General features: G+C 34.5%; 28 protein-coding genes and 1 pseudogene. 10 read left to right on the top strand and 19 right to left on the bottom strand.

Annotated features, from left to right (window positions below; all coding sequences use genetic code 11):
- Positions 1-13 precede the first annotated feature (13 nt).
- The 4 genes from fosB to BGI23_RS09945 form a co-directional block, all read right to left on the bottom strand.
- Entirely contained in the window at positions 14-430 is a 417-nt protein-coding gene (gene fosB, locus BGI23_RS09960; RefSeq protein ID WP_070805839.1) for a FosBx1 family fosfomycin resistance bacillithiol transferase, read from the bottom strand.
- A 58-nt stretch (positions 431-488) separates the two neighbouring features.
- Positions 489-2,150 (bottom strand): peptide ABC transporter substrate-binding protein, encoded by a 1,662-nt coding sequence (locus BGI23_RS09955; RefSeq protein WP_070805838.1) that lies wholly within the window; start codon positions 2,148-2,150, stop codon positions 489-491.
- A gap of 83 nt (positions 2,151-2,233) precedes the next feature.
- Complete coding sequence (locus tag BGI23_RS09950; protein WP_070805837.1) at positions 2,234-3,223, bottom strand: DUF2628 domain-containing protein; 990 nt, start codon at positions 3,221-3,223, stop codon at positions 2,234-2,236.
- Between the two features lie 25 nt (positions 3,224-3,248).
- Positions 3,249-3,701: a methylated-DNA--[protein]-cysteine S-methyltransferase gene (locus BGI23_RS09945; RefSeq protein WP_070805836.1), complete on the bottom strand. Its 453-nt coding sequence runs from the start codon at positions 3,699-3,701 to the stop codon at positions 3,249-3,251.
- A gap of 133 nt (positions 3,702-3,834) precedes the next feature.
- Between BGI23_RS09945 and namA the strand changes: the two genes are divergently transcribed.
- On the top strand, positions 3,835-4,872 hold the full coding sequence (gene namA / locus BGI23_RS09940; RefSeq protein WP_070805835.1) for an NADPH dehydrogenase NamA: 1,038 nt from the start codon (positions 3,835-3,837) through the stop codon (positions 4,870-4,872).
- 29 nt (positions 4,873-4,901) lie between these two features.
- Here namA and BGI23_RS09935 read toward each other — a convergent pair whose 3' ends face one another.
- Together BGI23_RS09935 and BGI23_RS28375 are read right to left on the bottom strand one after the other, a co-directional pair.
- Positions 4,902-5,561: an oxidoreductase gene (locus BGI23_RS09935; RefSeq protein ID WP_001042744.1), complete on the bottom strand. Its 660-nt coding sequence runs from the start codon at positions 5,559-5,561 to the stop codon at positions 4,902-4,904.
- Between the two features lie 115 nt (positions 5,562-5,676).
- Entirely contained in the window at positions 5,677-5,826 is a 150-nt protein-coding gene (locus BGI23_RS28375) for a hypothetical protein (protein ID WP_000540925.1), read from the bottom strand.
- 266 nt (positions 5,827-6,092) lie between these two features.
- Between BGI23_RS28375 and BGI23_RS09925 the strand changes: the two genes are divergently transcribed.
- Both BGI23_RS09925 and BGI23_RS09920 read left to right on the top strand, forming a co-directional pair.
- A complete protein-coding gene (locus BGI23_RS09925; RefSeq protein ID WP_070805834.1) occupies positions 6,093-7,043 on the top strand; it encodes a metal ABC transporter substrate-binding protein in 951 nt (316 codons plus the stop codon).
- A 135-nt stretch (positions 7,044-7,178) separates the two neighbouring features.
- A complete protein-coding gene (locus BGI23_RS09920; RefSeq protein ID WP_070805833.1) occupies positions 7,179-7,649 on the top strand; it encodes a GNAT family N-acetyltransferase in 471 nt (156 codons plus the stop codon).
- Positions 7,650-7,746: 97 nt separating this feature from the next.
- Here BGI23_RS09920 and BGI23_RS09915 read toward each other — a convergent pair whose 3' ends face one another.
- Complete coding sequence (locus tag BGI23_RS09915; RefSeq protein ID WP_070805832.1) at positions 7,747-8,697, bottom strand: CobW family GTP-binding protein; 951 nt, start codon at positions 8,695-8,697, stop codon at positions 7,747-7,749.
- Positions 8,698-8,859: 162 nt separating this feature from the next.
- On the opposite strand from BGI23_RS09915, the gene BGI23_RS09910 reads away from it, so the two are divergent.
- Positions 8,860-9,762, top strand: a complete 903-nt coding sequence (locus BGI23_RS09910) for an aldo/keto reductase (RefSeq protein ID WP_070805831.1) — start codon at positions 8,860-8,862, stop codon at positions 9,760-9,762.
- 24 nt (positions 9,763-9,786) lie between these two features.
- Here the strand turns inward: BGI23_RS09910 and BGI23_RS09905 are convergent, their stop codons facing one another.
- Positions 9,787-10,371 carry a GNAT family N-acetyltransferase gene (locus BGI23_RS09905; protein WP_001068756.1) on the bottom strand — a complete coding sequence of 195 codons (585 nt, stop codon included), beginning with the start codon at positions 10,369-10,371 and terminating at the stop codon, positions 9,787-9,789.
- A 75-nt stretch (positions 10,372-10,446) separates the two neighbouring features.
- Positions 10,447-11,919 carry a flavin monoamine oxidase family protein gene (locus BGI23_RS09900; RefSeq protein WP_070805830.1) on the bottom strand — a complete coding sequence of 491 codons (1,473 nt, stop codon included), beginning with the start codon at positions 11,917-11,919 and terminating at the stop codon, positions 10,447-10,449.
- A gap of 177 nt (positions 11,920-12,096) precedes the next feature.
- Between BGI23_RS09900 and BGI23_RS09895 the strand changes: the two genes are divergently transcribed.
- Complete coding sequence (locus BGI23_RS09895) at positions 12,097-12,288, top strand: DUF3896 domain-containing protein (protein WP_000805519.1); 192 nt, start codon at positions 12,097-12,099, stop codon at positions 12,286-12,288.
- A gap of 105 nt (positions 12,289-12,393) precedes the next feature.
- Positions 12,394-13,395: an LLM class flavin-dependent oxidoreductase gene (locus BGI23_RS09890; protein ID WP_070805829.1), complete on the top strand. Its 1,002-nt coding sequence runs from the start codon at positions 12,394-12,396 to the stop codon at positions 13,393-13,395.
- Between the two features lie 45 nt (positions 13,396-13,440).
- Here BGI23_RS09890 and BGI23_RS09885 read toward each other — a convergent pair whose 3' ends face one another.
- The 3 genes from BGI23_RS09885 to BGI23_RS09875 form a co-directional block, all read right to left on the bottom strand.
- Positions 13,441-14,385, bottom strand: coding sequence for an alpha/beta hydrolase (locus BGI23_RS09885; protein ID WP_070805828.1), 945 nt, complete (start codon positions 14,383-14,385; stop codon positions 13,441-13,443).
- Between the two features lie 228 nt (positions 14,386-14,613).
- Complete coding sequence (locus BGI23_RS09880) at positions 14,614-15,069, bottom strand: DUF3939 domain-containing protein (RefSeq protein WP_000488187.1); 456 nt, start codon at positions 15,067-15,069, stop codon at positions 14,614-14,616.
- 157 nt (positions 15,070-15,226) lie between these two features.
- Complete coding sequence (locus BGI23_RS09875) at positions 15,227-15,670, bottom strand: Dps family protein (protein WP_000105198.1); 444 nt, start codon at positions 15,668-15,670, stop codon at positions 15,227-15,229.
- Positions 15,671-15,911: 241 nt separating this feature from the next.
- On the opposite strand from BGI23_RS09875, the gene BGI23_RS09870 reads away from it, so the two are divergent.
- A complete protein-coding gene (locus tag BGI23_RS09870) occupies positions 15,912-16,952 on the top strand; it encodes a YkvI family membrane protein (RefSeq protein ID WP_048552123.1) in 1,041 nt (346 codons plus the stop codon).
- Between the two features lie 38 nt (positions 16,953-16,990).
- On the opposite strand, the gene BGI23_RS09865 is transcribed toward BGI23_RS09870, so the two are convergent.
- From BGI23_RS09865 to BGI23_RS09845, 5 genes and pseudogenes are all read right to left on the bottom strand, one after another.
- Positions 16,991-17,359 carry a DUF3979 family protein gene (locus tag BGI23_RS09865; RefSeq protein WP_000965086.1) on the bottom strand — a complete coding sequence of 123 codons (369 nt, stop codon included), beginning with the start codon at positions 17,357-17,359 and terminating at the stop codon, positions 16,991-16,993.
- Between the two features lie 291 nt (positions 17,360-17,650).
- Positions 17,651-17,956, bottom strand: a complete 306-nt coding sequence (locus tag BGI23_RS09860; protein WP_000539567.1) for a hypothetical protein — start codon at positions 17,954-17,956, stop codon at positions 17,651-17,653.
- A gap of 199 nt (positions 17,957-18,155) precedes the next feature.
- Positions 18,156-20,138, bottom strand: coding sequence for a HAMP domain-containing methyl-accepting chemotaxis protein (locus BGI23_RS09855; protein WP_070805827.1), 1,983 nt, complete (start codon positions 20,136-20,138; stop codon positions 18,156-18,158).
- A 204-nt stretch (positions 20,139-20,342) separates the two neighbouring features.
- Complete coding sequence (gene rsgA / locus BGI23_RS09850) at positions 20,343-21,392, bottom strand: ribosome small subunit-dependent GTPase A (RefSeq protein WP_070805826.1); 1,050 nt, start codon at positions 21,390-21,392, stop codon at positions 20,343-20,345.
- 182 nt (positions 21,393-21,574) lie between these two features.
- Positions 21,575-22,103 (bottom strand): annotated as a pseudogene (locus BGI23_RS09845) (DinB family protein).
- A 196-nt stretch (positions 22,104-22,299) separates the two neighbouring features.
- Here BGI23_RS09845 and BGI23_RS09840 point away from each other — a divergent pair.
- Both BGI23_RS09840 and BGI23_RS09835 read left to right on the top strand, forming a co-directional pair.
- Positions 22,300-22,647: a DUF4257 domain-containing protein gene (locus tag BGI23_RS09840; RefSeq protein ID WP_000426320.1), complete on the top strand. Its 348-nt coding sequence runs from the start codon at positions 22,300-22,302 to the stop codon at positions 22,645-22,647.
- An 84-nt stretch (positions 22,648-22,731) separates the two neighbouring features.
- Complete coding sequence (locus tag BGI23_RS09835; protein ID WP_000162601.1) at positions 22,732-22,956, top strand: hypothetical protein; 225 nt, start codon at positions 22,732-22,734, stop codon at positions 22,954-22,956.
- Between the two features lie 186 nt (positions 22,957-23,142).
- Here BGI23_RS09835 and BGI23_RS09830 read toward each other — a convergent pair whose 3' ends face one another.
- Both BGI23_RS09830 and BGI23_RS09825 read right to left on the bottom strand, forming a co-directional pair.
- Positions 23,143-24,318, bottom strand: a complete 1,176-nt coding sequence (locus tag BGI23_RS09830; protein WP_070805825.1) for an MFS transporter — start codon at positions 24,316-24,318, stop codon at positions 23,143-23,145.
- 19 nt (positions 24,319-24,337) lie between these two features.
- Positions 24,338-25,273 (bottom strand): aldo/keto reductase, encoded by a 936-nt coding sequence (locus BGI23_RS09825; RefSeq protein ID WP_070805824.1) that lies wholly within the window; start codon positions 25,271-25,273, stop codon positions 24,338-24,340.
- 107 nt (positions 25,274-25,380) lie between these two features.
- Between BGI23_RS09825 and BGI23_RS09820 the strand changes: the two genes are divergently transcribed.
- Complete coding sequence (locus BGI23_RS09820) at positions 25,381-25,689, top strand: ArsR/SmtB family transcription factor (RefSeq protein ID WP_001259915.1); 309 nt, start codon at positions 25,381-25,383, stop codon at positions 25,687-25,689.
- Positions 25,690-25,716 lie beyond the last annotated feature (27 nt).

The raw sequence follows: 25,716 nt of genomic DNA, 5'->3' as shown, positions 1-25,716 counted from the left end.
CTTCTTTTCCTCCTTAGTAAAATGTCATATGAGGTTTATCTTCCCTATAATAATTAAGTCTGTCTTGCAATGTCCCTGAATGAAATTCAAACTTATGCCCGTCTGGGTCAACAAAATAGATAGATTCACAATCCCTTACATCACGTTCTCTTCCTTGTATAATATGAACATCATTTTCTTCTAATCGCTGCAGTAGACGTTCAAAGTCTTTCTGTTCAACAGAAAACGCAATATGTGTATAAGATTGATGAATCTCGTTTCTTGGAATATGTATTTCTTCATTAAGCGCTATCCATACTCCACATATATTAAAATATGCAAGTTTTCTTCCTCTAACTAATAATTCTCCTTCCAATACTTTTTCGTAAAATGTAATAGAATCTTCTAAATTAGATACTGAAAAACAAAGATGATTGATTCCTTTTAACAACTCTAATTCCTCCTATACAAATAAAAGATGAGCGAAAATTCGCTCATCTTTTATTATACTATTTTTTTGTAATATATGCCCATTTATAACTGAAGTCCCCACCAAACGTATGATTTGCAATACCTTTTACGTATGGTTTCTCTAAGTATGCGGTACTTTGTTGGTACGTAGGAGAAATGGCAGCATCTTGACCAATTAAGATTTTTTCCGCTTCTGCAAGTGCATTCCAGCGTGCTTTATCATCTTTTAATAGTTCTCCTTTTGATTTCGCTACTAACTCATCATACTTTGGATTAGAATAATCCATTTCATTAAATGAGCTTCCAGTAACAAACATATCAATATAAGTCATTGGATCTGGATAATCTGGACTCCATGCAGATAACGAGAATTCATATTCAAATTTCTTTTCTAAATCCAACTTCTGCTTATATGGCTGTTGTTTTAAATTCACTTTAATACCAGGTAAATTTTTCTCTAACTCTTCTTTAATAAAGTCTCCTACTTTTTTACGACTACCGTTATCATCATTTAGTAATTCGACTGTAATTGTATCTTGGCCAAGTTCTTTCTTTGCTTCTTCCCATAATTTTTTCGCTTTTGCTGCATTATCTTTACTGTCACGGAAATTTTTATTTACAGTACGGAAATCTTTCCCATCTGGTCCTGTCGTAAATTTTTCAGGTACTAAGAAATATGCTGGCAGTGATCCGTCATTTAAAATAACATTTGCAATTCCTTTTTTATCATATGCTAGGTCAATTGCTTCACGAACCTTTTGATTTTTAAACGTTGCATTTTTTTGGTTAAATCTTAAGAAATACATACGTGGATCTAACTTCGTTTTAAATTCATCTGGCTTATTCTTTTTATATTTATCAACAAATTCAGAAGTTAAAATAACACGGTCCGCTTGATCACTATCATATAAATTTACTCCTGTGCTTGTTTCCTTCACAATATTCACATTAATTTCTTCTAACTTCACAGTATCTTTATCCCAATAATTAGGGTTTTTCTTTAACTGATAACTTCTTTCATGTTTCCATTCACTCATCGTAAACGGTCCATTATATAATAATTTATCTGCTTCTAATCCGTATTTATCTCCTTGTTCTTTCACATATTTTTCATTTAAAGGGAAGAATGTTGGGAATGAAGTAAGCTCAAGGAAATATGGTGCTGGTTGTTCTAATTCTACTACTAACGTTTTATCATCCTTCGCTTTCACTCCTAATTGATCTAACGGTAACTCTCCTTTATTTACTTTCTGTGCATTTTTCACATCAAATAAAATAAATGCATACTCAGCTGCCATTGCTTTATCTAATGTACGTTGCCATGCATATACAAAATCTTGCGCTCGAACTGGATCACCATTTGACCATTTTGCATCTCGTAATTCAAATGTATATGTCTTTTTATCTTCACTAATTTTCACGTCTTTTGCCATACCTGGAGTTGGTTTATTATCCTTATCCAAACGATATAATCCTTCCATTGCATTTACAAAGGCACGGAATGATACAGAGTCTGTTGATTTTGACGTATCCATTGAAGGAATTTCAGCTGTTTCTAGTAAGTTTAATACTTGCTTATCTGCTGCCCCCTTACCTGTTTCTTTCTTCGTTGTAGATGCCTTCTCCCCATTTCCGCAACCTGCAACTAATACACTAGTCGATAATGCAACTGCAGCAATCGTTGTTACCTTTCTCTTCATTTTTCCTTCCCCCAATCTATATGTATAAATGAAAGCCAGTATAATACATATTATTATACAAAAGATTCAGATTATTTCAAATATTATTTTCGTATATACAAAAAAAGAAGCGGATAGAGAGCTCTACTATCCACTTCTTTTTCTATTTCTTTTACTTGTAATCCATCCTCTATGTCAAATGGATTTTGAACTTTAAATATTTCGTCCATTATCTTTAAAAATTCTTCCTCATTTTTAGATTCGCCATTAATCATAAGTGAGTATGGCTCAATCTCACCCAATTTATAATCAACAACAAATTGGATCGTAACCTTTTTCCTTGGCATATCCGGACTATCCCCTTGGAACTCTACCAATTCTAATCCTTCAGTGCCACGATAATATGCCCAACCCGGATTTCTAAAATAATTTTCAAACGATTCACCAATTGAAAAGAATGGATATTCATATAGAGAGCTTGTACGAACTTTTTGAATAATATCTCGATCAGTCGGGAAGAAGAAATGGCTGATAAAAATACTAGCAACCGCTAAAATCGTAACAATTGTTGCTCCCATTTTACTCGTTCCACCACTATCACGAATGAGGTACTTTTCAACCGATCCATCTTGAATTTCTCTTGCTTTTATTCGATATATACGCCTTTCTGCAAATTGATAATATAATCCATTCGCAAAAATCGCCATTCCAAATAAAATAAAAACGAGTAATAGAAACGTAAGAGGCACCATATTAATGATCGGCAATGCTACGTTGAAGCCCATATAATAAGAAAACGCATCACACGCTAATAATAACACTACAAATACAGCTGCAGGTAAATAATACTTACGATATCCGAGCCAACCTACATTGAAAATAGCTGCCCAACCATTCCAGCTCCACCTAGCAATCCGCTTTTCCTCAAGCTCCCATTTCCTTTTGTAATACGGATATTGTCTCCCTACATATACTTCTAATTCCTTGTCTATTAGCGAACTTCCTTCACTCTGTTCAGTATGCAAAGTCCGCTGGCAACTTTCACAATTTAACTGATTTCCCTCGCAAAGTTGCCCACAATTTATACATTTCAAAACAATCCCTCTTCCCATCCATACGTCATTTCAAAATACCTTCGTGTTTTAATAACCACTCTTTCCTCCATAAACCGCCCGCATACCCAACAAGTTTCCCGCTCTTTCCTATTACTCGATGACACGGAACGATTATTGAAATCGGATTGCGACTATTTGCTCCTCCTATTGCTCGTACAGCTTTCGTATTTCCGACTTTCTCTGCAATATCTAAATATGAAGCACTTACGCCATAAGGAATCGTATAGAGCGCATCCCATACATTTTTTTGAAATGCTGTTCCCTCAGGAGACAACGGGACTGTGAACTCTTTTCTATTCCCCTTAAAATATTCATCGAGCTCATTTATACATTGATCTATCATTTCATTTGTATGTTCTTCTTGTCTCTCATCAACAAATATAACAGACGTAATTCCTTTATCGTTCGCTGTAATTTCTAGCAAGCCTAATTCACTATCATAATAAGCTTGGTACATATGTCATCCTCCAATTCAATTCATATTCATTATTGTAACACGAATAGACAAAATTTTTCGTATAAGCGTTTTATTCGAGAAACAAAAACGAGAATGATACAATGTAAGAAAATTCAATCTAGGAGGCTATTGGATGAATTACAAACTTTTTTCACCTTATACAATTAAAGACGTTACATTAAAAAACCGGATTGTTATGTCACCTATGTGCATGTATTCATCGAAAAACGAGGATGGCCAAGTAACGAATTTCCATCTTATTCATTATGGAACAAGAGCTGCTGGTCAAGTTGGTTTAGTTATGATTGAAGCAACAGCCGTGTTACCTGAAGGTCGAATTTCAAATAAAGACTTAGGCATTTGGGATGACAGTTTAATTGAAGGCTTACATAAAGCGACAACTTTTATACACGATAATGGTGCAAAAGCTGCCATTCAACTCGCTCATGCTGGAAGAAAAGCAGAATTAGAAACAGATGCGTTAGCTCCTTCAGCCATTCCATTTAATGAAACAATGAAAATGCCAATAGAAATGAGCAAACACCAAATTAAAGATACTGTATTAGCTTTTCAGCAAGCTGCAGTACGATCCAAACAAGCTGGATTTGACGTTATTGAAATACACGGTGCTCACGGTTATCTTATTAATGAATTTCTTTCTCCACTTTCCAATAAGCGGACTGATGAATATGGTGGTTCACCTGAAAATCGATATCGTTTCTTACGCAAAATCATTGAATCGATAAATGAAGTTTGGAACGGACCGCTATTTGTTCGTATTTCAGCAAATGATTATCATCCTGACGGGTTAACAGTTCAAGATTATGTACAATATACAAAATGGATGAAAGAACAAGGAGTAGATTTAATCGATTGTAGCTCTGGGGCTGTTGTACCTGCGCACATCGATGTTTACCCTGGGTATCAGGTACAATATGCTAAACATATTAAAGAACATGCTAACATTGCAACTGGTGCAGTTGGATTGATTACGACCGGGGCACAAGCAGAGCAAATTTTAAATCATAACGAAGCAGATTTAATTTTTATCGGACGTGAGTTACTTCGCAATCCTTACTTCCCAAGAATAGCCGCCAATGAACTTGGCTTTGAATTAGAAGAACCGTATCAATACGAGCGAGCGCCTGGGAAAATCAGTACAAATAAATAAAACCGAGAAGCTTTTCTTCTCGGTTTTATTTATTCTATCGTTGTAATTTCATTCGAATTATAAATATGGATACCTGATTCTTCTCGCAATGCAGTTATATACATCCCTTTCGCCACATCTTTAGCTGAAATTGGTTTATACTTTTTGAATGCCCCCTTAAATATAAAAGGAATCATACGAGATAATTTTTCCGCCATTCGTTCACCAAAGCGAAATTCTTGTCGGTTTCCTACTAATAAAGATGGCCTAAAAATGTGAATACCACCGATTACTAACTTTTGCAATTCCTCTTCCATTCTTCCTTTCACTTGTGAGTAAAAGAAAAACGATTTAGGATTCGCTCCCATTGAGGACACAACAAGGAAATTTTGCACCCCTTGTTTTTCAGCTAAACAAGCCGCTCGTAACGTATATTCATAATCTACCTTTTTGAAATTAGCTTTCGTTTTTGCTTTTTTAATTGTTGTTCCTAGACAACTAAATACGTCATCTACAGCAAAGAACTCTTTATATTCCTCTAATGCCAAATAATCCACTTGTTTTTGCTGTAACTTTTCATGTTGCCATTGGATTGGTTCTCTTACAAAAATAGTAACCGAATCGTAGTAATCTGATTCAAGTAATAGACGCGTTATCTCTTGTCCAACTAAACCACTTGCACCAAGTACTAACGCTGTTCGCTTATTCATATATGCATATACCTCTTATTTTACTTTTCTCTCCTTCAGTAACATACAACTTTTAGGAGTTTCCTTCTCTCATTTTACCACAAGTAAAGCACTATGCGTACGCATAGTGCTTTACTCACTCTTTTTTCTCATCTTTCTCTCGTAATTTTGTTACGGTTGATGCATCTCCTAAATTACTTATTAATCTTCTTAAAAAAATTAAAACTAAGGCTAACGGTAATACTACCGCTAATATCAATAAAATAGCTTCCATTAAGTAACCCAAGCACTCATCCCCCTCTACACCCTCCTTTCATATATATGAACACAGCGTTGTCACATATGCATGTATCCGCAAAAATAACACATCTATATTTGACAACTTTATAACAAAATCAAATCGGAATGATTATTATTTATTGCAACTTTATAAAAGATGTATTATACTAAGTTCGCAAACTAAAACGTAATTATTCCGTTTTGTATTAAAATGATATTTTTTTCTATAATCGGGGAAAATATATCCGTAAAAAAAGAAAAGAGGAGAACTTCATGCCTAAAAGATTGACTATACTTTCATTCTTACTTATTTTCACTTTAATTTTTACTGGCTGCTCAAATACAAAAGAAGGTAATGCGAAGAAAGACGGAAAGCTAACTGTTTATACAACTATTTTTCCTCTTGCAGATTTCGCAAAAAAAATTGGTGGCGACTATGTAACTGTTGAAGCAATTTACCCACCTGGTGCAGATTCTCATACATTTGAACCAAGTCAAAAACAAACAGTGCAAGTTGCAAAAGCCGATTTATTCGTTTATAACGGCGCTGAATTAGAACCATTTGCTGAAAAAATGGAAAAATCATTACAAAAAGAAAACGTTAAAATTGTAAATGCATCAAAAGGTATTGAACTGCGTACTTCTACTGAAGAAGAGCATCATGATCACGGAGAGGGCCATAAAGAGGATGAACATCATCACGATAAAGACCCACACATTTGGTTAGACCCTACTCTAGCAATGAAACAAGCAGAAAAAATTAAAAATGCACTTGTAGAATTACAACCTGACCATAAACAAGAGTTCGAAAAAAACTTTGCAGCACTTCAAACAAAATTTACTGATTTAGATGATCAATTTAAAGCAGCAGTTGCGAATGCAAAAACGAAAGATATTTTAGTTTCTCATGCGGCTTATGGATACTGGGAACAACGCTATGGCCTGAAACAAATTGCTATCGCCGGTATTTCAGCTTCTGATGAACCATCTCAAAAACAACTTGCTGACATTACAAAAACAGTAAAAGAACATAATCTAAAATATATTTTATTTGAAACATTTTCTACTCCAAAAGTAGCATCCGTTATTCAAAAAGAAACAGGTACAAAGATTTTACGCTTAAATCACTTAGCTACTATTTCTGAAGACGATGCGAAAAATAATAAAGATTACTTCACTTTAATGGAAGAAAACGTAAACACATTGAAAGAAGCTACTAACTAACCAACTTTTGATAAGAAGCTGAATACGACATTCAGCTTCTTTTTTATGTGTTTCTGCTTGACTTGACCAAAATAACAAGTAAAATTATCCATATTAGCTTTCAAGCTATATCATTTTAGAAGGTGAGTTGGAATTATGACTCTTCACATTTGTGAAGTAACAGAAAAAAATTGGCGTTCGGTAGCTGCTTTAAACGTCGCAAAAGACCAGCAGCAATTTATTGAAAGCAATGCGTTTTCTTTAGCAGAATCATTATATGAGGGAAACGGAACGTCAGTAGGTTTATATGATGGAGAAACACTTGTAGGATATGCAATGTATGGATGGTATTGGGAAAAACGTAAAAGCGTATGGTTAGACCGCTTTATGATTGACCAACGCTATCAAGGAAAAGGATACGCAAAACGTTTCCTTCGCTTACTTATTCAATTCTTACAAAATAAATTTGAATGTAAAACAATTTATTTAAGTTTACATCCAGACAACAAACCCGCAATGGGATTATATGAGTCATTTGGCTTCCGTTTAAATGGCGATATTGATGATGAAGGCCCTGTTGTAGGTGTTGTAATGGAGTTACTTTTAGATGAACATACAAGCCTGTGAAAACAGGCTTTTTTATTATCCTTCGTTTTTTGCAATCTATCATTTTTCTACAAAACGCTTAGTTAATCCAAAAAATAAGCCTGCAATATGCGCAGACTTATTTCACACACTCCTCGAAATGTGCTTGGAACCATTCTTTATTAATATTTTTTCCGATGAAAACAACTTCACTTACTCGATCTTCGCCCTCTTGCCACTCTCTATCGTACGAAGCGGCAAATAACGTATGTACGCCTTGGAAAACGATACGTTTATCCACTCCATCAATCGATAAAATTCCTTTGTAGCGATATAAATATTCTCCTAGTTCTTGAACGACAGCTGACATCCACTCATTTAGTTTTTGTAAATCTAACGGACGCTCTTCGCGTAGTACAAATGATTTTACACCTTCTAGATGATTATGCTCTGTATGAGGATAAATTTGTAACGTATCTTTCGTTTTAAACGTTTGAATTTGTAGTAATGATGGAATATCTACATCACAGTTAGTCGACTGAATTAACTTCGCAGTCGGGTTTATTCCTTGAAGTTCATGCAAGAGGTTTTCTTTTTCGCTCTCTTCAATTAAATCTAACTTATTCACTAATACAACATCAGCAAATGCAATTTGCTCCTTCGCTTCTAACCCTTTTTCAAAATGTTTATGTATATGATAACTATCAACCACCGTTACAACGCCGTTAATTTGGTATGCAGATTGAATGACTGGATCTAAAAAGAATGTTTGAATAATCGGGCCTGGATTTGCAAGACCAGTCGTTTCAATTACTAATCCATCAAAGTCCATTTTCCCTTCTGTTTTTACATCCAGTAATTGTTTTAAAGCAACGAGTAAATCTTCACGTACAGTACAGCACAAACATCCATTCGTCATCTCCATAATCTCTTCTTCGACATTCATAATCAGCTGATTATCAATACCAATTTGCCCGATTTCATTTACAATCACCGCTAATTTCTGACCGTGATTCTCTGATAAAATGCGATTTAATAATGTCGTTTTCCCTGATCCAAGAAAACCAGTTAATATTGTTACTGGAATCATTTTGTACCTCTCCTTATAGCTATATGTTTCTACATTATATCATATAGAAATAATCGTTTTTGTAGCAAAACATATTTATTGTTTGTACGCCCCTCTAACTATATAATAATATATAGTAAGAAAGCCTTTTCAAAAATAATCATTCATCAAGGGGGTACTATAATGGAACGAGTTCAAATGGCCGAAACGCTTGAATTTTCTCGTATTATTCAAGGTTTTTGGCGTTTAGCAGAATGGAATATGAGAAAACAAGAATTACTTTCTTTCATTGAAGATTGTATGGATATGGGAATTACTACTTTTGATCATGCTGATATTTATGGTGGCTATACGTGTGAAGGACTGTTCGGAGAAGCGTTACAACTAAAGCCTTCCTTACGTGAAAACATGCAAATCATCACAAAATGTGGAATCGCTCCCCCATCACCGAAATTTCCAGAGCGATATGTTGCTCACTATAACACTAGTGCAGAACATATTATTCAAAGTGCAGAAGCATCACTTAAAAATTTACATACAGATTATATTGACGTATTACTTATCCATCGTCCTGATCCTTTCATGGATCCAAATGAAGTGGCAGAAGCGTTCTCACGCTTAAAACAGGAAGGAAAAGTTCGTCATTTTGGGGTATCTAACTTCTTACCTTCTCAATTTAATATGTTAAGTGCATACTTAGATTTCCCGCTTATTACGAACCAAATTGAAGTATCTGCACTGCAACTTGAGCATTTTGAAAAAGGAACAATTGATTTATGTCAGGAGAAACGAATCAACCCAATGATTTGGTCACCTCTTGCTGGCGGAGAAATCTTTACTGGTCAATCAGAACGCGCTGTACGTGTACGTGAAACCGTTCAAAAAGTCGCTACTGAACTAGGTGTTACTAGCATCGATACTGTTATGTATGCATGGTTACTTGCACATCCAGCTAATATGATGCCGATCGTTGGCTCTGGTAAATTAGATCGTGTTAAAACGGCCGCTCTTGCTACAAAAGTTAACTTAGACCGTCAACAATGGTTTACAATTTTTGAAAGCTCTAACGGACATCCTGTACCATAATACACAAAAAGAAGAGCCGTTTCTTTACAGCTCTTCTTTTTCATATGTATTTCTCGTCATAGCAAAGACACACATATCTCTTAATCCATTTCCATCTACTGCAACACTCGCACTTTCTAACGTACCTTCTAATTTGAAGCCCAATTTTTCAGGGATCGCTCTACTCTTCTTATTTAAAGCATCACAACGAATTTCTATGCGGTTTGCTTTTAGTTCAGAAAAGGCGAAATCCGTTATCCCCTTTGCAGCCTCTACCATATAGCCCTGTCCACTAAACCTTGAATCAATCCAATACCCGATTTCAAATTGAGGTATATCCCAATTAATACGATGCAATCCAGCTGATGCAATAAACTCACCTGTTTCTTTCGAAAAAACTAGTAACCTTAAATCCTCACGCTGCAAAAATTGAATATGCGATTTTCTAATGCTCACTTCTACTTCTTCCTCTGTTTGCTCTTTCTGTGCAAAAACCATCCAAGGTTTTAATTCTTGCATAGATGCTTGTATGGCATCGTATACAACTTTACCGTCACCCGGTTTCGGCATTCGAATACATAGCCTTTCAGTATAAAATTCAGAAGGAAAATCGAATAATAACGGATTCACTTTTAACACTCCTTATAATTCTTTTATATATAATAATATCCATCTCAAACTATACAGTAAAGAAATTTCTGAATTTTATACATTTAATTCATTTACATCTACCGCAACACGAACGCCAGATTCAATTGCCCCTTGTATCCATCCGTGATATAACGTTGTATGGTCTCCAGCAAAGAATATTCTTCCCTCTGGTTTGACAATCGCTGGTTGCAACTCTGATTCTTGACCTGCCTGAAATAGAGCAAACCCTCCAAGTGCATATGGATCCAACGTCCAACTTTTTGATATACCAGATAAGAATTCATCATATACTTGACCGCCTAATATCGTTGCTAAGTTTTGTAATGTGTAATAAATACGGTCACCCTTTGATAACCCATCCCATAACAACGCATCATAAGACCATGTATAGCTGCCTAACATTATAGCAGGTCCTTTTTCTCCAATTCCATGACTTGGATAATATGCGTAACGAATTGGCAAATCTGTTATAATTCTGCCACCTAACTGTCCTTGTTCTTCCCAAAATCGACTTTTAAATTGAATTCCTATTTTTGTCGCTGGCATATAATGCAATTCACGAATTGCTTTCCATTTCTCATGAGATATAGAATCAAATGGATCTACTTCTACAAACCGCATTGTCGAAAACGGAATGGTAACAATAACTAAGTCCCCTGTAATACTACTATATTCAAACGTTTCTTCGTTTCGATAGAAAGCTGTCACACCATTATCACGCTGATGTAGCTTCATTAATTTTTGATTATATATAATATCTTCCTCTAATTGTGGTAAAAAAGATTTTGGCAATCTATCATTACCGCCTATTATTTCACAAAATCCGCTCTCCTCTTGCATAATGTATAAAAAACGTAATGTCTCAACGAATGACCTTTCTAAAAAACCTTCTAAATCCAACAAAACGCCAATCATCTCAATTGTTACTGGTGAAAAGTAAGTATTATATTGATAAGGGTGATATTTTAAAAATTGTCCTGTAGAGTATCTCCCAAAATCCTTTACTACAACATCCCAATTTTTCTCTGGGTTCTTTTTAATAAAATTTATAATAGGCTGTACCGCTAACAATAATAGCTCCTCAGACGTTTTCCCAACTTCATTGATTTCCACAGGATACTTTAATATACTTGGCTCTTTTTCATATTGTTTTAATGTCGTTTTTCGGCCGTTTACGTAAATAATATCAGTCTCATTCCTATTAATAAAAGGGCTTACCTGTAGCCCAAATTTTCTTATATATGCCATCGTTAATGTATGCGAATACGGAATTCTCATCGCCCCTACATCCAAATATAAACCGGTATCTTCCATTCTAACTGTCTCTATGCGGCCACCTACCCGGTTGTTTGCCTCAAAAATCTTCACTTCATGTCCCGCAGCTTTTAATAAAGATGCCGAAACTAATCCAGCCATGCCGGCCCCTACTACAATAATTTGCTTCGGGCTCGTCGTCTTCTTTAATCCTTTATTTATAATTTTTAATGTTTCATCCATCTCTGTGTTATACATTATATCTTTCTGCACAATTCCACCCCTTACTTCATCAAATGGGCATTAGTCGTTTAGTGCATTTTATTCATAAACTTCTATAAACATAACAACAGAGCAAGTTGAATATTCACTAAAAATACATAAGAGATAGCTCTCACATCTCTTTACGCTTCGTATAATATAGCAACAGCAAATAAGGAGTGGTTGAAAATGAAACCAACTTACGACTACAATGCTACAAAAAAGTATTTAGAAGAAAAGAAACAACAGCTATGCAACCAACTTAGTAATATGCATCTATCTAAAAAAGAACGTGAACAACTAAAACTTGAGATTGATAACTACGAATATATTCTAAATGTAGTCGAAATGAATCATTATGAACGAGGATTTTCACGTTAAAAGTGGATATATAATTTATCCACTTTTTATTTTGAGCATTTCATTACGCATTTTTCGTAAGTAAATATATAATAGGATGTACATTAAGATTGAGAGGTATATTCTATGATCAAATTAAGTGTATTAGACCAATCCCCTATTTCAGATGGTAGTACGGCCGCCAAAGCTTTTTCACATACAGTTACGCTTGCGCAAGAAGCTGAAAAACTCGGATATACACGCTTTTGGGTATCAGAACATCACAATTCTGTAAGCCTTGCTGGCTCAAGTCCAGAAATACTTATTTCTCATATTGCAGCGAAAACGGAGCGGATGAGAGTCGGTTCGGGTGGTGTCATGTTGCCACACTATAGTCCGTATAAAGTTGCTGAGAATTTCCGTGTTTTAGAAGCGCTTTATCCGAATCGTATTGACCTTGGTGTCGGCAGAGCACCTGGTGGTATGCCCATTGCAACTCGCGCACTTCAAGAAGGAAAAATGCTCTCACTTGATCAATATCCAGAGCAAATTGCAGATGTTGCAATGTACTTACATGATCAAGTACCAGAAAACCATCATTATGCAAATTTAAAGGCTACTCCTGTAATTCCCACATCTCCTGACATGTGGTTGCTTGGCTCTAGCGGAGAGAGTGCAAAGATTGCCGCACAACAAGGTGCTTCTTTTGCATTCGCACAGTTCATAAACGGATACGGTGGACCCGAGGTAATGGAGGCCTATCAAAAACAATTCCAACCTTCCTATTTAGGAGATAAACCAAAATCAATCGTAGCTATTTTTGTTATTTGCGGTGAAACAACTGAAGAGGCGGAAAAAATTGCTTCTAGTTTAGATTTATCAATCTTATTACTAGAACAAGGAAAGCGTACAACTGGTACACCTTCTATCGAAACTGCTCAAAATTATTCATACAGCGCTTATGATTTATTCCGTATAAAAGAAAATCGTCAACGTATGATTGTCGGTGATCCCTCTTCTGTGAAAGAACAAATCGTAAACTTAAGCAAAGCGTACAATACTGATGAATTTATGATTGTCACAATTACTCATCGATTTGAAGATAAATTGAATTCTTATCGCTTATTGGCAAATGCTTTTAATTTATAATTTTAAAAAGGAGATACATCACATATGATGCATCTCCTTTTCTTACTACTTATTGTTTTCATTCCCTATATATTCAATAGCTTCTTTCAATACCTCTTCAAAGTGAATAGGATAATCATGATTTAAGTTAGGTATAATTTTATACTTATGTTCTATATTCTTATCTCTTAATAATTGTACAAATTGCTGTGCGCATTCGAAACAATCTTCATCTTGATCACCGCAGACTATATATCCCTTTATATGTTTATCCTGTAGTACTCCCAGCAACTCATTCCATTCTTCAACCTCTGGAAGCCACGGTGCCATAAAAATAAACCCATCCACAGCTATATCTTTTTGTAAAATTGTATATAGAGCTACTCTTGCTCCAGCAGAAAAACCGCCAATTATTACATTTTCTACTGTACGGTTCTCTATAAGCTTATCGTAATGCTCTTTTAGTTCTTCTTTCCCTCTATGTAAATCATCCCATACAAACCCATCTGAAAACTGGATTTTCGAAGACTGTGGTAAAGCTAACGTATAATTTTGTGCCAAAACAGATTTCCAATATGGTTCTATTATTCCTATATTTTCTTGATCACCATGCATTGCAATAAATAGTTTTTCTTTTTTCTTACTGTCTATATATTTCACATCTGCTCGTTCTGTTTTCTTTGCTAACTCTTCTCTTTCTTTACATAATTGAACCATTTGATGAAACTCTTCAAATTTATGTAGTGGTTTTAAATCGTCGTCCGAAATTAAATACTCATTTCCATACCAAAAACCCTTTTCTATAATAGCTTCCTTCATTAAATGCAACGCTTCTTCTTCAAGTCCTGCTGCACTCGCTAATGCATATTTAAAATTATATATTTGAGCCTCATTCCCTACTATACCTTTAGCATGCTCCATTATATAAGTATATGCTTCCAAACTTCCTTTACTTGCATAGCAATGTAACGTTTCATTTAATAATTGAATGTAAGTCATACTATTTTTCATGCACCCATCCCCCGTAACCTTTTATAATATTTATTTTTCAAACCTTTATACCATTCTGTAATCTTTGTATAAAACTCATGCTAACAATACTCTATTCTTGGCGTGATACTTAATCGTTACTCCTCTTTATCCAATAAGTTTAGTAAAAAGTTTAATAAACTGAAAAATCAATAATTTAATAACCCCAAAAAAAAGACAACAATATATTTATTGTTGTTTTCACTACATCTACCCACTCTTTTGTTTTTTTCTATCTGGTTTACTTGAAACTAAATAATGTTTTTCTGAAATATATAAGTCTCTTTTTAATATACGATCTAAGTAAGGTCCTAGTTTCATTCCGCATATGAGGCGATCTTCACTACCTTCTACAATTGGAAACATTTCTTTTTCTGTTACATATTGATCTACTGCCTTTTGTACAATATCAATTTCTTTAACTAGGTTTAGATTTTCTTCTGTATGTTCAAATACCTCAAGCGTTTCCTTCGTAATAAGAAAATGGTTTGTTGGAAATGCAGGTAAATACGGCTTTAACAAATCATAATTCACTGTATAATCATCATTTACTAATACTGTATAAACGATATTAGCATTCTTTTCTAGAAACTTGGCCATCGCTTGTTCCAATTCATCTTTCGTAATTTCACGCTCTTCTTTTCCAGTTTTGAAAAAGCGAAACATCGCATCGCCTCCTTTTTACTATATTATAGCATAAAAGAAAACTGAAAAATCACAAAAAAGTCATTGAAAGAATTTTTCAATGACTTTTTTCTTTATATTCTTATATTTATCCCGCTTTAATGGGCAGTAAGCCCCCCCCACTGATTAAAGTTTCACTTTATTTTAAGAACGCACTTAGCATCCATACATGTTGTTCTAATGTTGTATGAATTGCTAACAACATGTCCGCTGATGTTTCATCGCCCGCTTCACCAGCAACTTCCATGCCTTCTTTTAATTCTTGAATCAATGCAGAGTAATCATTCACTAATGTTTGCACCATTTCTTCTGCAGATTCCTTGCTTGTCCCTTCATTCACACTAGATGTTGCCAAATATTCTTTCATTGTCGCTAACGGCTTACCTTCCAATGCTAAAATACGTTCTGCTAATTCATCAATATACGTTCCAGCTTCATTGTAAAACTCTTCAAATTTCTCATGTAATGTAAAGAAGTGTGGTCCTGTCACATACCAATGATAATTATGTAGTTTCACATATAACACATTCCAGTTTGCTACCTGCTTGTTTAATACTTCAACAACATTTGTTTTCGTACTCATACAATCCACTCCTCTTATCATTTCATAATGTTTGTCTTTTAAGAACCTAGTTACATATTACCATACTTTTCCTATCCTTTCGAACGATTGGCTCATATGTAACAAAGTTTTAACACCTTTAATACTTCCCTAATATCTTTTCATTCATGTATGTTTTCTAACAGTTCATACGTCTAATTGTCCAAGCTCATACATATGCATAATAGTAAATCAAGCTCATCGTAGTAGAAAGAGGGATAACATGGACAATCAACAATGGCAAGTAGCAAAGAAAGTCGCTGCTACTTATATTGGAACAGTCGTTGGAGCTGGATTTGCTACTGGACGAGAAATTGTTGAATTTTTTACAGTGAACGGATTTTATGGAACTATTGGTATATGTGTAAGTGGATTTTTTTTTATTTGGCTTGGCACAAAGATGATGTTACTCTCCTCGCAAATCGGTGCATTTTCAGCGCAAGAATTTAACAAATACTTATTTGGGGATGTATTTGGAAATGTTGTAAATACACTATTATTACTCGTATTATTTGGTGTAACGAGCGTTATGTTATCAGGCGCTGGAGCGGTATTTGAAGAGCAACTTCGTTTACCAAGACAACTCGGTATTTTCATTACAGTAATCGCCTGTCTCATTATAGGTAGTCGCGGATTACAAGGGGTTTTTGAAGTTAATACACTTGTCGTACCTATTATGATGATTTTCATTATCGGACTTGCTATTACAACGTTTTTTCACGGTACAACTCCTATTAGTAACACTATTCCTGCAGAAAGCTGGAATATGAAGTGGATAACTAGTCCTATTACATATGTCGCCTTAAATCTTTCTCTCGCCCAAAGCGTCCTCGTCCCGTTAGCCAGTGAAGTAAAAGATCGAAAGGCCATTTTATGGGGCGGTATTTTAGGTGGGGCAGGACTTTCTTTAATATTATTATGTAGCCATTTAGCTATCTTATCAGTCGACCAATTTTATCAATATAACATTCCAATGGCTGAAGTCATAAGAAAATTCAATGCCACTTTTCACTTTTTCTTTGTTCTTATTATTTTCGGTGAAGTATTCACAACTTTAGTTGGCAATGTGTTCGGAATGACAAAACAAATGCAATCCATCACTGGCTGGAAAAATAACAATATTATTTTCTTCATTTTACTAATAAGCTATTGCTTTAGTTACGTTGGTTACAGTGAATTACTCCACATTCTATATCCTATAATCGGGTGGGTCAGCATCGTTTTACTTCCGATTATTGCTTTTAAACAACTTCAAAAAACATAAAAGAAGCATCCATGTTATTGGATGCTTCTTTTATATGTTCATTCACAATCATCACACACTTCCCAGTACGGCCCCATTTCGAGTGCTAAATACGGCTTTAATTGCAACCGAATCATCCGACTAGGCATACGTTCTAAAACGAATTGAATCCCTTCTTCTTCTTCATCTAATTCAACTTTTGAAATCGCAATTCTTTGCATCGTCGAAATAGGCATTCCATCTTTATATAAAGTGATTTTCACCTCATCATATTCATTAAAATACAATTCAACACTCATTTGATTTTTCAACATTTCATTAACAATTTCATATTTATCATTTCGTTCCTGGATTATATATTTCCAGCCGCCTCTACCTTCTTCTTTCGGAGCTGCTTGAAACAATGTCATCAAATCCTCGTATAGCATAAGATAACCCCTCTCTTACTAAAAAACGATGAGTATTTTATATACCCTTTATCTCTATCAATATCCATATGTATTGTACCATATATCGCCGTTTTTACCGTATTCATTTGCTTCATACTGCATATAAAACAGCTGATTCTATTCATTGCTATATAAATTGTCTCTCATTGTATTTCTTAATATACCTCTAAATCTTTACAATCCTACCAAGCATAAGTAAATGCACTCTTACCCTCCGCTTAGTATTTCCTTACAATAACAAAAAAAGAAGAGTGACTTACATCACTCTCCTTAAAAGAACTTTCCAGTAGCTGCTAATGCTAATACTAGTATTAAAATTGTAAATACTAATGATACAATGAAACTAAAAATAGGTAATGCTTTCTTTTCATTCTTCTTAAAGAGTAACTTTAAACTAAGAAAGATGTTTACTGGTACAAATATAAAATAAAAGTATTTAACAATTTGCACCGAACTATTTGAAAGTGCTTTTAAAATAAACACTTCAATGAGAAAAACAATGAAAAACGAAATACTTAACCAAAATGAGACATAACTAAGCCAAGAATGTCTTTTGGTCCCCCAGTACACTCCCATATTAATAATCTCCTTTATTTGCATTCTATATGATTATAATTATACATAAAGTTAACAAATACCTCTATTTTTCGACAAATATTATACATGATATACCTTGAAACATCATAAACATACTCTCTATCACATTTCATGTTACATAGTAAAAACAGACTACCCCAAAATAGCAGTATGCGATTTTGGGGTAGTCTGTCCTTTATTATACTTTAAATCTTTCAATTAACCCTTGTAATTCTTCAGCCATTTGAGATAATGTACCCGCCGCAGAACTAATTTCCTCAATGGACGCTAATTGTTCTTCTGCTGATGCTGCAACGTTTTGAGTACTCGTCGCATTATTCTGCGCTGTCATTGCAATTTGTCCTACCGAAATAGACACTTCATTTGCACCTTTTGACATCCCGTTAGCCGTTTCAACCATCGTTTTAATTTGATCGGCAATTTCGTTTGTAGATTGTAAAATCTCAGTAAAGTTTTGCTTCGTTTCATTTGCAATAACAAGTCCAGATTGAACTTCTTCATTTACATGACCCATAGACTTTACCGTCTTACTCATGTCATCTTGTATTTCACATATTAATTTACTTATTTCACTAGAAGATACGCTAGACTTCTCCGCCAATTTACGTACTTCATCTGCAACAATTGCAAATCCTCTTCCGTGTTCTCCCGCTCTTGCAGCTTCAATTGCCGCATTCAAAGCTAGAAGATTTGTTTGATCTGCAATATTTTGAATTACTTCTAATATGTCACCAATTTGCTTTGATTTATTATTTAGTAACTGAATAACCTCATCTGATTGTGAAACAGATTCTGCAATTGACTGCATTTGATTTACTGTTTTTCCGACTAGTTTCCCACCATTTTCTGCTTTTTCACGAGTATGAGCAGAAGCCGTACTAATTGATGATGAACTATTTGCTACATGCTGAATGCCTTCTGTTACATCAAATAGTAACATTGCACCATTTTCTACACTTGTCGTTTGCGTTGTTGCCCCGCTTGATATTTCGTCCATTGCCATTGTAATTTGCTCAGTCGCTTCACTCGCCTGTCTTACACTTGCCGTGAGCTCTTCTGATGCTGCTGCAACATGTCCAGCTGAAGTATTAATTCTTCCGATTAACGTTCGTAATGCATCAGTCATCTCATTAAATCCTTTTGCAAGTTGGCCAATTTCATCATTAGAATGAATATCAATTGTTTGCGTTAAATCTCCCTCACTTATTTCTTTAGAAGTGGCAACTAATCTTTTTAATGGCTTCGTAATAGAAAGTGTCACGAAATAAATAAGAGCCCCGCCTATAACTAATGAAATAAACATAACAATTAACATATTATAAAATACAGGCTGCGCAGCTTCAATTACTTCATTTGAGTACATCGTCCCGCCGATTTTCCAACCCGTTTTTACATTTGTAGTAAATACCATTTGCTTTTCGCTACCGTCATACGTATATGAAAAAGCACCATGATTATCTTCATAAATTTTCTTCGCCCAAGAATCGGCTGCTTTTTCTCCTGATTTTTCTTGAGGGTGTGCAATTATTTTTTGTTTCCCATCTAAGATGAAAGCATATCCCTTTTTACCGATATTAATTAACTTCGTTGTTTTTAATAAATTATCTAAACTTAAATCTACCGCTACAACACCGTTTTTATCTTCTGCTTGTTTTGCAATCGTTACGACAATATGTCCATTTCCTTTTGCCTTATACGGCTCAGTAATTACAATACCACCTTGTTTTGCTACCGCATCTTTATACCAAGAACGTTCTGTTGGATCATAGTCTGCTGCCATTTGTATATTTGGTTCTTGTACAAATTTTTTATCATTGCCCGCAACATATACTTGTTCCACATCTTTATTCAAGTTGATATATTGAGATAGCATTTTTCTTAATTCATCCTGATTATCCCCTTGATACATATTACCTTGAATCACTCGCGCAAAATTATTTACATCATTAAATTTCGCCTCAATCATTTGATTAATTAAATTATCTAATATTTTTATATTGTCGTGAGCACTACTCGTAATTTGTGATTCAAAATTCTTTTTAGCTGTTTGATAAGACATGCCTCCGATAATAGAGACAGCCGCAATTAAAATGACGAAAAATGAAATTAGTAGTTTTTTTGCTACTTTCATATCACGAAACGAATTTAATAGTCTACCCATTACAAACCTCCTGCTTTTCAATTTCAAAAGTTAAATTTAGTGAACTATAAATATTTCCCATTCCCTAATTATTATTTTCATAACCTACTATGATGAATACTTTGTAAAGTTTAAACAATTAAATTCCCTTTGTCTATATATATGAATAATATTATTATAAAATTTACAAATGTAAAAAGCCAAAGGGAATCACCCTTTGACTTTTCATATTTTTTTATGCTGTTTAGAAATCTTTTTCCATTTATCACGCTCTGCTCTTGCAAGAATAGCATCTTGTTTTCTCATGAAATACGCTAGTTCTCTTTGTAATTTTTTATAGCTTTGCAAACGATTTATCGTAATCATTCCGTTATCAATTGCACTATGCACTGCGCACCCTGGCTCATTTTCATGCTTACAGTCCCTAAAACGGCACGTTTTTGCTAGTTCTTCAATATCAGAAAATGTTGTTTGAATTGCATCGCTTCCTTCCCAAAGCTGCAACTCCCTCATACCAGGAGTATCAATAACTAAACTACCACTCGGTAATCGGAACAATTCACGATGCGTTGTCGTATGCCTTCCTTTACTATCTTCCTCACGAATATCTCCCGTTTTTGCTACTTCAAGCCCTATGAGCGCATTTAACAAAGTGGATTTCCCAACCCCCGATGACCCGACTAAAGCAATTGTTTTTCCTGAAGAAACAAATTGCTTTAACGATTCGATACCAGTATGCTCTACACTATCAACGACGAAGATCGGAACACCAATTGCCACGGCTTCCGTTTCTACAATTTTCTGTTCCACGTCTTCACATAAGCTACTCTTTGTTAAAACAATAACAGGCATTGCTCCGCTTTCATATGCTAATAGTAAATAACGTTCTATTCTTCTTACATTAAAATCATGGTTCAGTGCATTCACTAAAAATAGATAATCTACATTTGCCGCTATTACTTGTTCTTCCGTTCGATTACCAGCCTCTTGTCTAGAAAAAGAGCTTCTTCTTGGAAAAATACGATGAATAATTGCTTTCTTTTCATTCTCTATTTTCTTTATATACACCCAATCACCAACTGCTGGATAATCTCCCTTCATTACTGCTTCATGCCGAAACTTTCCAGACAGTTCTGCCATATATTCACCATCATTACAAATAATTCGATATATATGCTTATGCTCAAGTAAAATACGCCCTACCTCAAAGTTCTCTACAGCTTGTTCCTCAAAGAAAGAATCCCAGCCGAACGATTCTAAAATATTTTGATTCAAATTGATATCCTCCCTAGTGTAAGCTAAGTGGAAGGATCGTGCGCTCCCTTATATAGTATCGCCCTTTCCATCCACCTTTGTATTTGGTTTATGATTCATATAAGTTATTTTCGCCATAATACATCACCCCGTTCTCATTTTAATTACTCTCATTATATGGAATATTTATTTAAAAAGCTACCTTATTTAACGTAATTTTCAAATAATTTATTTTTCATCATTCTAATTTGCCCACGGTGACTAATCTCATCTTCTAGCACGTGAAACTACAAATAGTACTGGTTATGCCGCTACACCATTAGGCCACTTTCTTTCTGACATAAGCCATTCATCACCTTGTTCACTCAAATACTTCAGTGATTCTTCTCGAACACTTTGTAGAAGCTGTACATAATACTTTATTTCATGACCACGAATCGTTTTCCCCGATTCTCCTAAATAGAGTGCGTCTTTCCATATTTCTAATTCTTCCTTTGTAAAGTCACGCTCTTGAAATGAAATAAGCTGATGTGCTTTTTCAATAGCTGCTATATGCTTTAGTAACGCTCCAATGGAATTCCCTCCACTCGGTATCATTAAATCTAATTGCTCAACCGATAGATCTCTTATTTCCAGGAATGTTACAGCCCTTGTATGCTCCAGCATGCTTACTAATTCCCCTATATTTTTTGTATAACCATCCACACTTCTTATTCGGTAATCTATATTCATATCACGCACCCCTTTCTGTATTCATATTAAGGAATAACAGCTTCATATAATAGACTGAAATATATCAGATTTTTCTGTTATAACTAAATTGAATACGTAATACCCCCAAACAAACTTTCTCAATATGTTTCTATGAAATATTAAAAGGAATCAATATAAAATAATCGAATCTTATTCACTAAAAGGAGTGGATTCGATGGAAATGTATCAATGGCTAACTGCTGTTCTCGTTGGTGGCATTACCGGTTTCGTTTCCCATCTAATCAATAACCAAGGTAAGTTATTGCTTCCACGCCGTTTGAAAACTTTTTTTCACTTTGGGTTTTTGACTGATATTTTCACTGGCAGTCTAGCTGCACTTCTTGGACTCGTTTTATTCGATGTCACCTTAATAAAAGAAATTATTAAAGTATCCATTGTGACTGCTATTTCCGGTCAGACTTTTTTACTACATCAAGCGCTTGGTGGTGAGCAGGCTAAAAACACACAAATTGGGAAAGCTGATGAGAAGATTCAAGAAATTGACAAATTATTGCGACGTTAGTCTATACTTTTTTTAAAAATTATTGCTATAATAAACAATAAATATTTTCTATTGCGTCGTTTGTCAGAAGAAAGGGTGTTTCGTATGACAAAAAAGAAAATAGAAGATTTCTTAACAGACACTGAAAAAGAGGAACTGCTAGAAAACTATAAATGTTTACGAGAAGCCCGCACAAAAAGCGAAGCTAACTATTTTGGAGAAGCAGTAAACCATCTATTAAATAAAGCTAAACAACGAATTATTAAAGATGCAGGCATACATGATGAAAATGCAGCAACTGTTCAATCAAAGAGAAAAGCACTGTTTTAGTTCATTAGCTAAAACAGTGCTTTTTATTATGTTATTTTTCACATTACTTTCACATCTATTTCACAATTATAAGTAGTCCTATATGTTATACTCAGTATATCCTTTTCCAAGGAGCTATATGCCGATATATTAATCCCTATCTCTATAGGGATTTTTATTTTTGGGCTTTTTTTATTTGTAAAGACTTTATGACGCAATTCCTGTTTCACGATTCTCAGTTAGTCTTTCACTTTTTCTAAACAGAAATAAAGCTAAAATATATAATAACGCAGTAAAACTACCTACAAATATAAAATTGTGAGACGCTGCAAATAACATTCCTGCCATTGCCGCTCCAATCATTTGACCCATATACATAGAAGCATTAGCTAGAGCCGCTCCTGTTCCTCTTGCTACGATAGATATGTTTTGTAAGTGCCTCATCATTAATACAAACAAAATTCCTGTCACAAAAAACAAAACAAAGAATAAAAACTCCACAATTATAATGTTGTTTACATGAGGAAGTAATGTATATAGAACTGCTGTAAATATAATTCCACCATAGAATGAAAGGTTATAACCAATTTTATTTACGATTCTAGGTCCAAAAATATTACCAGTTAAATTTCCTAATCCTAATACGAGCATAGCTGTTCCTATTTCATGAATTTGCAAGCCAAATTGAATAGACAGCCACACACCGAAGAATGAAAATGCAGCAAAATTACCAGTTTGAAAAACAAAATATGCAAAATAAGAAAGTGAAACCTTAGAATCTGAAAGTAATTGTTTATAGCGCTTTAAGATATTTGTTTTCTTTTCTCTTATATGAACCGGTTGTATTTCTGGTAATACTCCATAAATAACAATAACAAGTAGCGCTGATAATATACCAATGATAAAGAATGGTGTTGTATAGTGTATCATTGCTAAATATGATCCAACTGGCAGTCCTAAAATTTGAGAGAGTGACAATCCTGCTGTTGCAATCCCAATTGCCTTTACAATTTGTTCCTTCTCTATAAGCAGCGGAATAGATGCCCACACTTGTGGAGATACAAAGGCTGCACTTACACCTGCTAAAAATCTAAATGCTAGCATCCATCGAAAACTCGGTGCAATCCCACATAAAAACGTACTTAACGCAAAAAAACTCATTCCTATTACCATCACTTTTTTTCTATTTAATCCATCTGATATAGGACCAGCGATAAGTGCAAATGCAGCATATCCTAAAGCATATGAACTCACCATCCACCCTGACAACTCAGTTGAAATATGATACACCTGTTGTAATGTGGGTAACAGTGGTGAAATTAAGAAAGTATCTGTACCGATCATAAACATGATTGTAAAGAATACAGCTAGTACTCTTTTCATTTAAATCTTCTCCTTTCAACTAATCTTCTAAAATAGATTCAATCTCTTTCATGACATCTTCATTCAATGAAACTTCCACCGCTCTTACACTTTCTCTTATTTGCTCCGCTCGTTTCCCACCAGGAATAACAGTATCAATTCCTTTTTGGTTTAATAACCATGCTAAAGCTAAATGCGATAATTCGAGATCCTTTTCTTTAGCTATGTCTTTTAACTTTTCAACTTTCTTAAAGTTGCTCTTATATGTATTCTCTTCAAATAGATTTACACTTTGACGCCAATCTCCTTTATTCAATTTGAAATCTTCTGTATATTTACCACCTAGTATCCCAAAAGCAAGAGGCCCGTAAGGAATAAATGAAATACCTGATTCTATACAATATGGCAAAAGTTCTTGCCCAGCAGTACGATCTAACATATTATACGGTGATTGTACAACATCTATGTGCCCATGCTGATTCGCTTCTTTTAATTGCTCTACGTTTACGTTAGATATTCCAATTGAACGAATTTTCCCTTCTTCTTTTAGGCGAGTAAGTTCTCCAATTGAATCTATGTAACTTGTTTCTGGGTTTGTAAAATGTAAATAATATAAATCAATATAATCAGTTTGTAATCTTCTTAAGCTATTTTCTACAGCATTTCTTAAATAGCTCGGTTCATTATTCATATAAACCTCTCCATTTAATAACGGTTGTATTCCACCTTTGGTAGCAAGTACAACTTCATGGCGTTTTCCTTTCAATACTTCTCCCACCAATTCCTCTGATCTACCGAAACCGTATGAATCTGCTGAATCAAAAAATGTAATCCCTTGCCCCATAGCTTCTTCTATTAATCGTTTTCCTTCTTCCTCATTCACATCAGCATATAAATTATGTCCCCCTACAGCGTTTGTTCCTAACCCCAATTTTGAAATATGTAGTCCTGCCTTTTGCAATTTTGTATACTTCATTTTTTCTCCCCCTATATTTCTATTGTTCGAATATATTCGAACAATAGAAATATACCACTTTATATGTTATAGTGCAAATATATTAACTTATACAAGCAGGTGAAAAAATGCGTACTCTCTATCATCCAAATCGAGAAGAAATTCAATTCTCTTCTGTTCTATATGCACTTAGCGATCAAATTCGTTTACAAATTGTAACTATGCTACTAGAAAAAAACGAACAATCTTGTGGCGCGTTAAACATTCCAATCGCGAAATCAACTTTATCACACCATTTCAAAGTTTTACGTGAATCCGGTGTTATGTATACACGCCTTGAAGGAACTCAACGTTTCATTTCAATTCGTGAAGATGACTTAAATGCTAGATTCCCCGGTTTATTAGATGTCATAATACATGCGACAGAACCATACTAAACAACATCTCATAGGAATATGAGATGT

The organism is Bacillus sp. ABP14, from assembly GCF_001831375.1.
In the GTDB taxonomy this organism is placed as follows: Bacteria; Bacillota; Bacilli; order Bacillales; family Bacillaceae_G; genus Bacillus_A; species Bacillus_A paranthracis.
The sequence above is the reverse complement of the archived record's forward strand: the minus strand, read 5'-3'. Positions and strand labels throughout refer to the sequence as shown.

What these genes read in the sequence shown, in the direction of transcription:
- BGI23_RS09915 (WP_070805832.1), bottom strand. Translation starts at nt 8,697, where the DNA reads ATGATTCCAGTAACAATATTAACTGGTTTTCTTGGATCAGGGAAAACG.
- BGI23_RS09860 (WP_000539567.1), bottom strand. Translation starts at nt 17,956, where the DNA reads ATGGGAGTGTACTGGGGGACCAAAAGACATTCTTGGCTTAGTTATGTC.
- BGI23_RS09910 (WP_070805831.1), top strand. Translation starts at nt 8,860, where the DNA reads ATGGAACGAGTTCAAATGGCCGAAACGCTTGAATTTTCTCGTATTATT.
- BGI23_RS09925 (WP_070805834.1), top strand. Translation starts at nt 6,093, where the DNA reads ATGCCTAAAAGATTGACTATACTTTCATTCTTACTTATTTTCACTTTA.
- BGI23_RS09855 (WP_070805827.1), bottom strand. Translation starts at nt 20,138, where the DNA reads ATGGGTAGACTATTAAATTCGTTTCGTGATATGAAAGTAGCAAAAAAA.
- BGI23_RS09865 (WP_000965086.1), bottom strand. Translation starts at nt 17,359, where the DNA reads ATGCTATACGAGGATTTGATGACATTGTTTCAAGCAGCTCCGAAAGAA.
- namA (WP_070805835.1), top strand. Translation starts at nt 3,835, where the DNA reads ATGAATTACAAACTTTTTTCACCTTATACAATTAAAGACGTTACATTA.
- BGI23_RS09920 (WP_070805833.1), top strand. Translation starts at nt 7,179, where the DNA reads ATGACTCTTCACATTTGTGAAGTAACAGAAAAAAATTGGCGTTCGGTA.
- BGI23_RS09890 (WP_070805829.1), top strand. Translation starts at nt 12,394, where the DNA reads ATGATCAAATTAAGTGTATTAGACCAATCCCCTATTTCAGATGGTAGT.
- BGI23_RS09955 (WP_070805838.1), bottom strand. Translation starts at nt 2,150, where the DNA reads ATGAAGAGAAAGGTAACAACGATTGCTGCAGTTGCATTATCGACTAGT.
- BGI23_RS09895 (WP_000805519.1), top strand. Translation starts at nt 12,097, where the DNA reads ATGAAACCAACTTACGACTACAATGCTACAAAAAAGTATTTAGAAGAA.
- BGI23_RS09945 (WP_070805836.1), bottom strand. Translation starts at nt 3,701, where the DNA reads ATGTACCAAGCTTATTATGATAGTGAATTAGGCTTGCTAGAAATTACA.
- BGI23_RS09840 (WP_000426320.1), top strand. Translation starts at nt 22,300, where the DNA reads ATGGAAATGTATCAATGGCTAACTGCTGTTCTCGTTGGTGGCATTACC.
- BGI23_RS09830 (WP_070805825.1), bottom strand. Translation starts at nt 24,318, where the DNA reads ATGAAAAGAGTACTAGCTGTATTCTTTACAATCATGTTTATGATCGGT.
- BGI23_RS09870 (WP_048552123.1), top strand. Translation starts at nt 15,912, where the DNA reads ATGGACAATCAACAATGGCAAGTAGCAAAGAAAGTCGCTGCTACTTAT.
- BGI23_RS09880 (WP_000488187.1), bottom strand. Translation starts at nt 15,069, where the DNA reads ATGTTTCGCTTTTTCAAAACTGGAAAAGAAGAGCGTGAAATTACGAAA.
- BGI23_RS09835 (WP_000162601.1), top strand. Translation starts at nt 22,732, where the DNA reads ATGACAAAAAAGAAAATAGAAGATTTCTTAACAGACACTGAAAAAGAG.
- BGI23_RS09875 (WP_000105198.1), bottom strand. Translation starts at nt 15,670, where the DNA reads ATGAGTACGAAAACAAATGTTGTTGAAGTATTAAACAAGCAGGTAGCA.
- BGI23_RS09885 (WP_070805828.1), bottom strand. Translation starts at nt 14,385, where the DNA reads ATGAAAAATAGTATGACTTACATTCAATTATTAAATGAAACGTTACAT.
- BGI23_RS09820 (WP_001259915.1), top strand. Translation starts at nt 25,381, where the DNA reads ATGCGTACTCTCTATCATCCAAATCGAGAAGAAATTCAATTCTCTTCT.
- BGI23_RS09825 (WP_070805824.1), bottom strand. Translation starts at nt 25,273, where the DNA reads ATGAAGTATACAAAATTGCAAAAGGCAGGACTACATATTTCAAAATTG.
- BGI23_RS09935 (WP_001042744.1), bottom strand. Translation starts at nt 5,561, where the DNA reads ATGAATAAGCGAACAGCGTTAGTACTTGGTGCAAGTGGTTTAGTTGGA.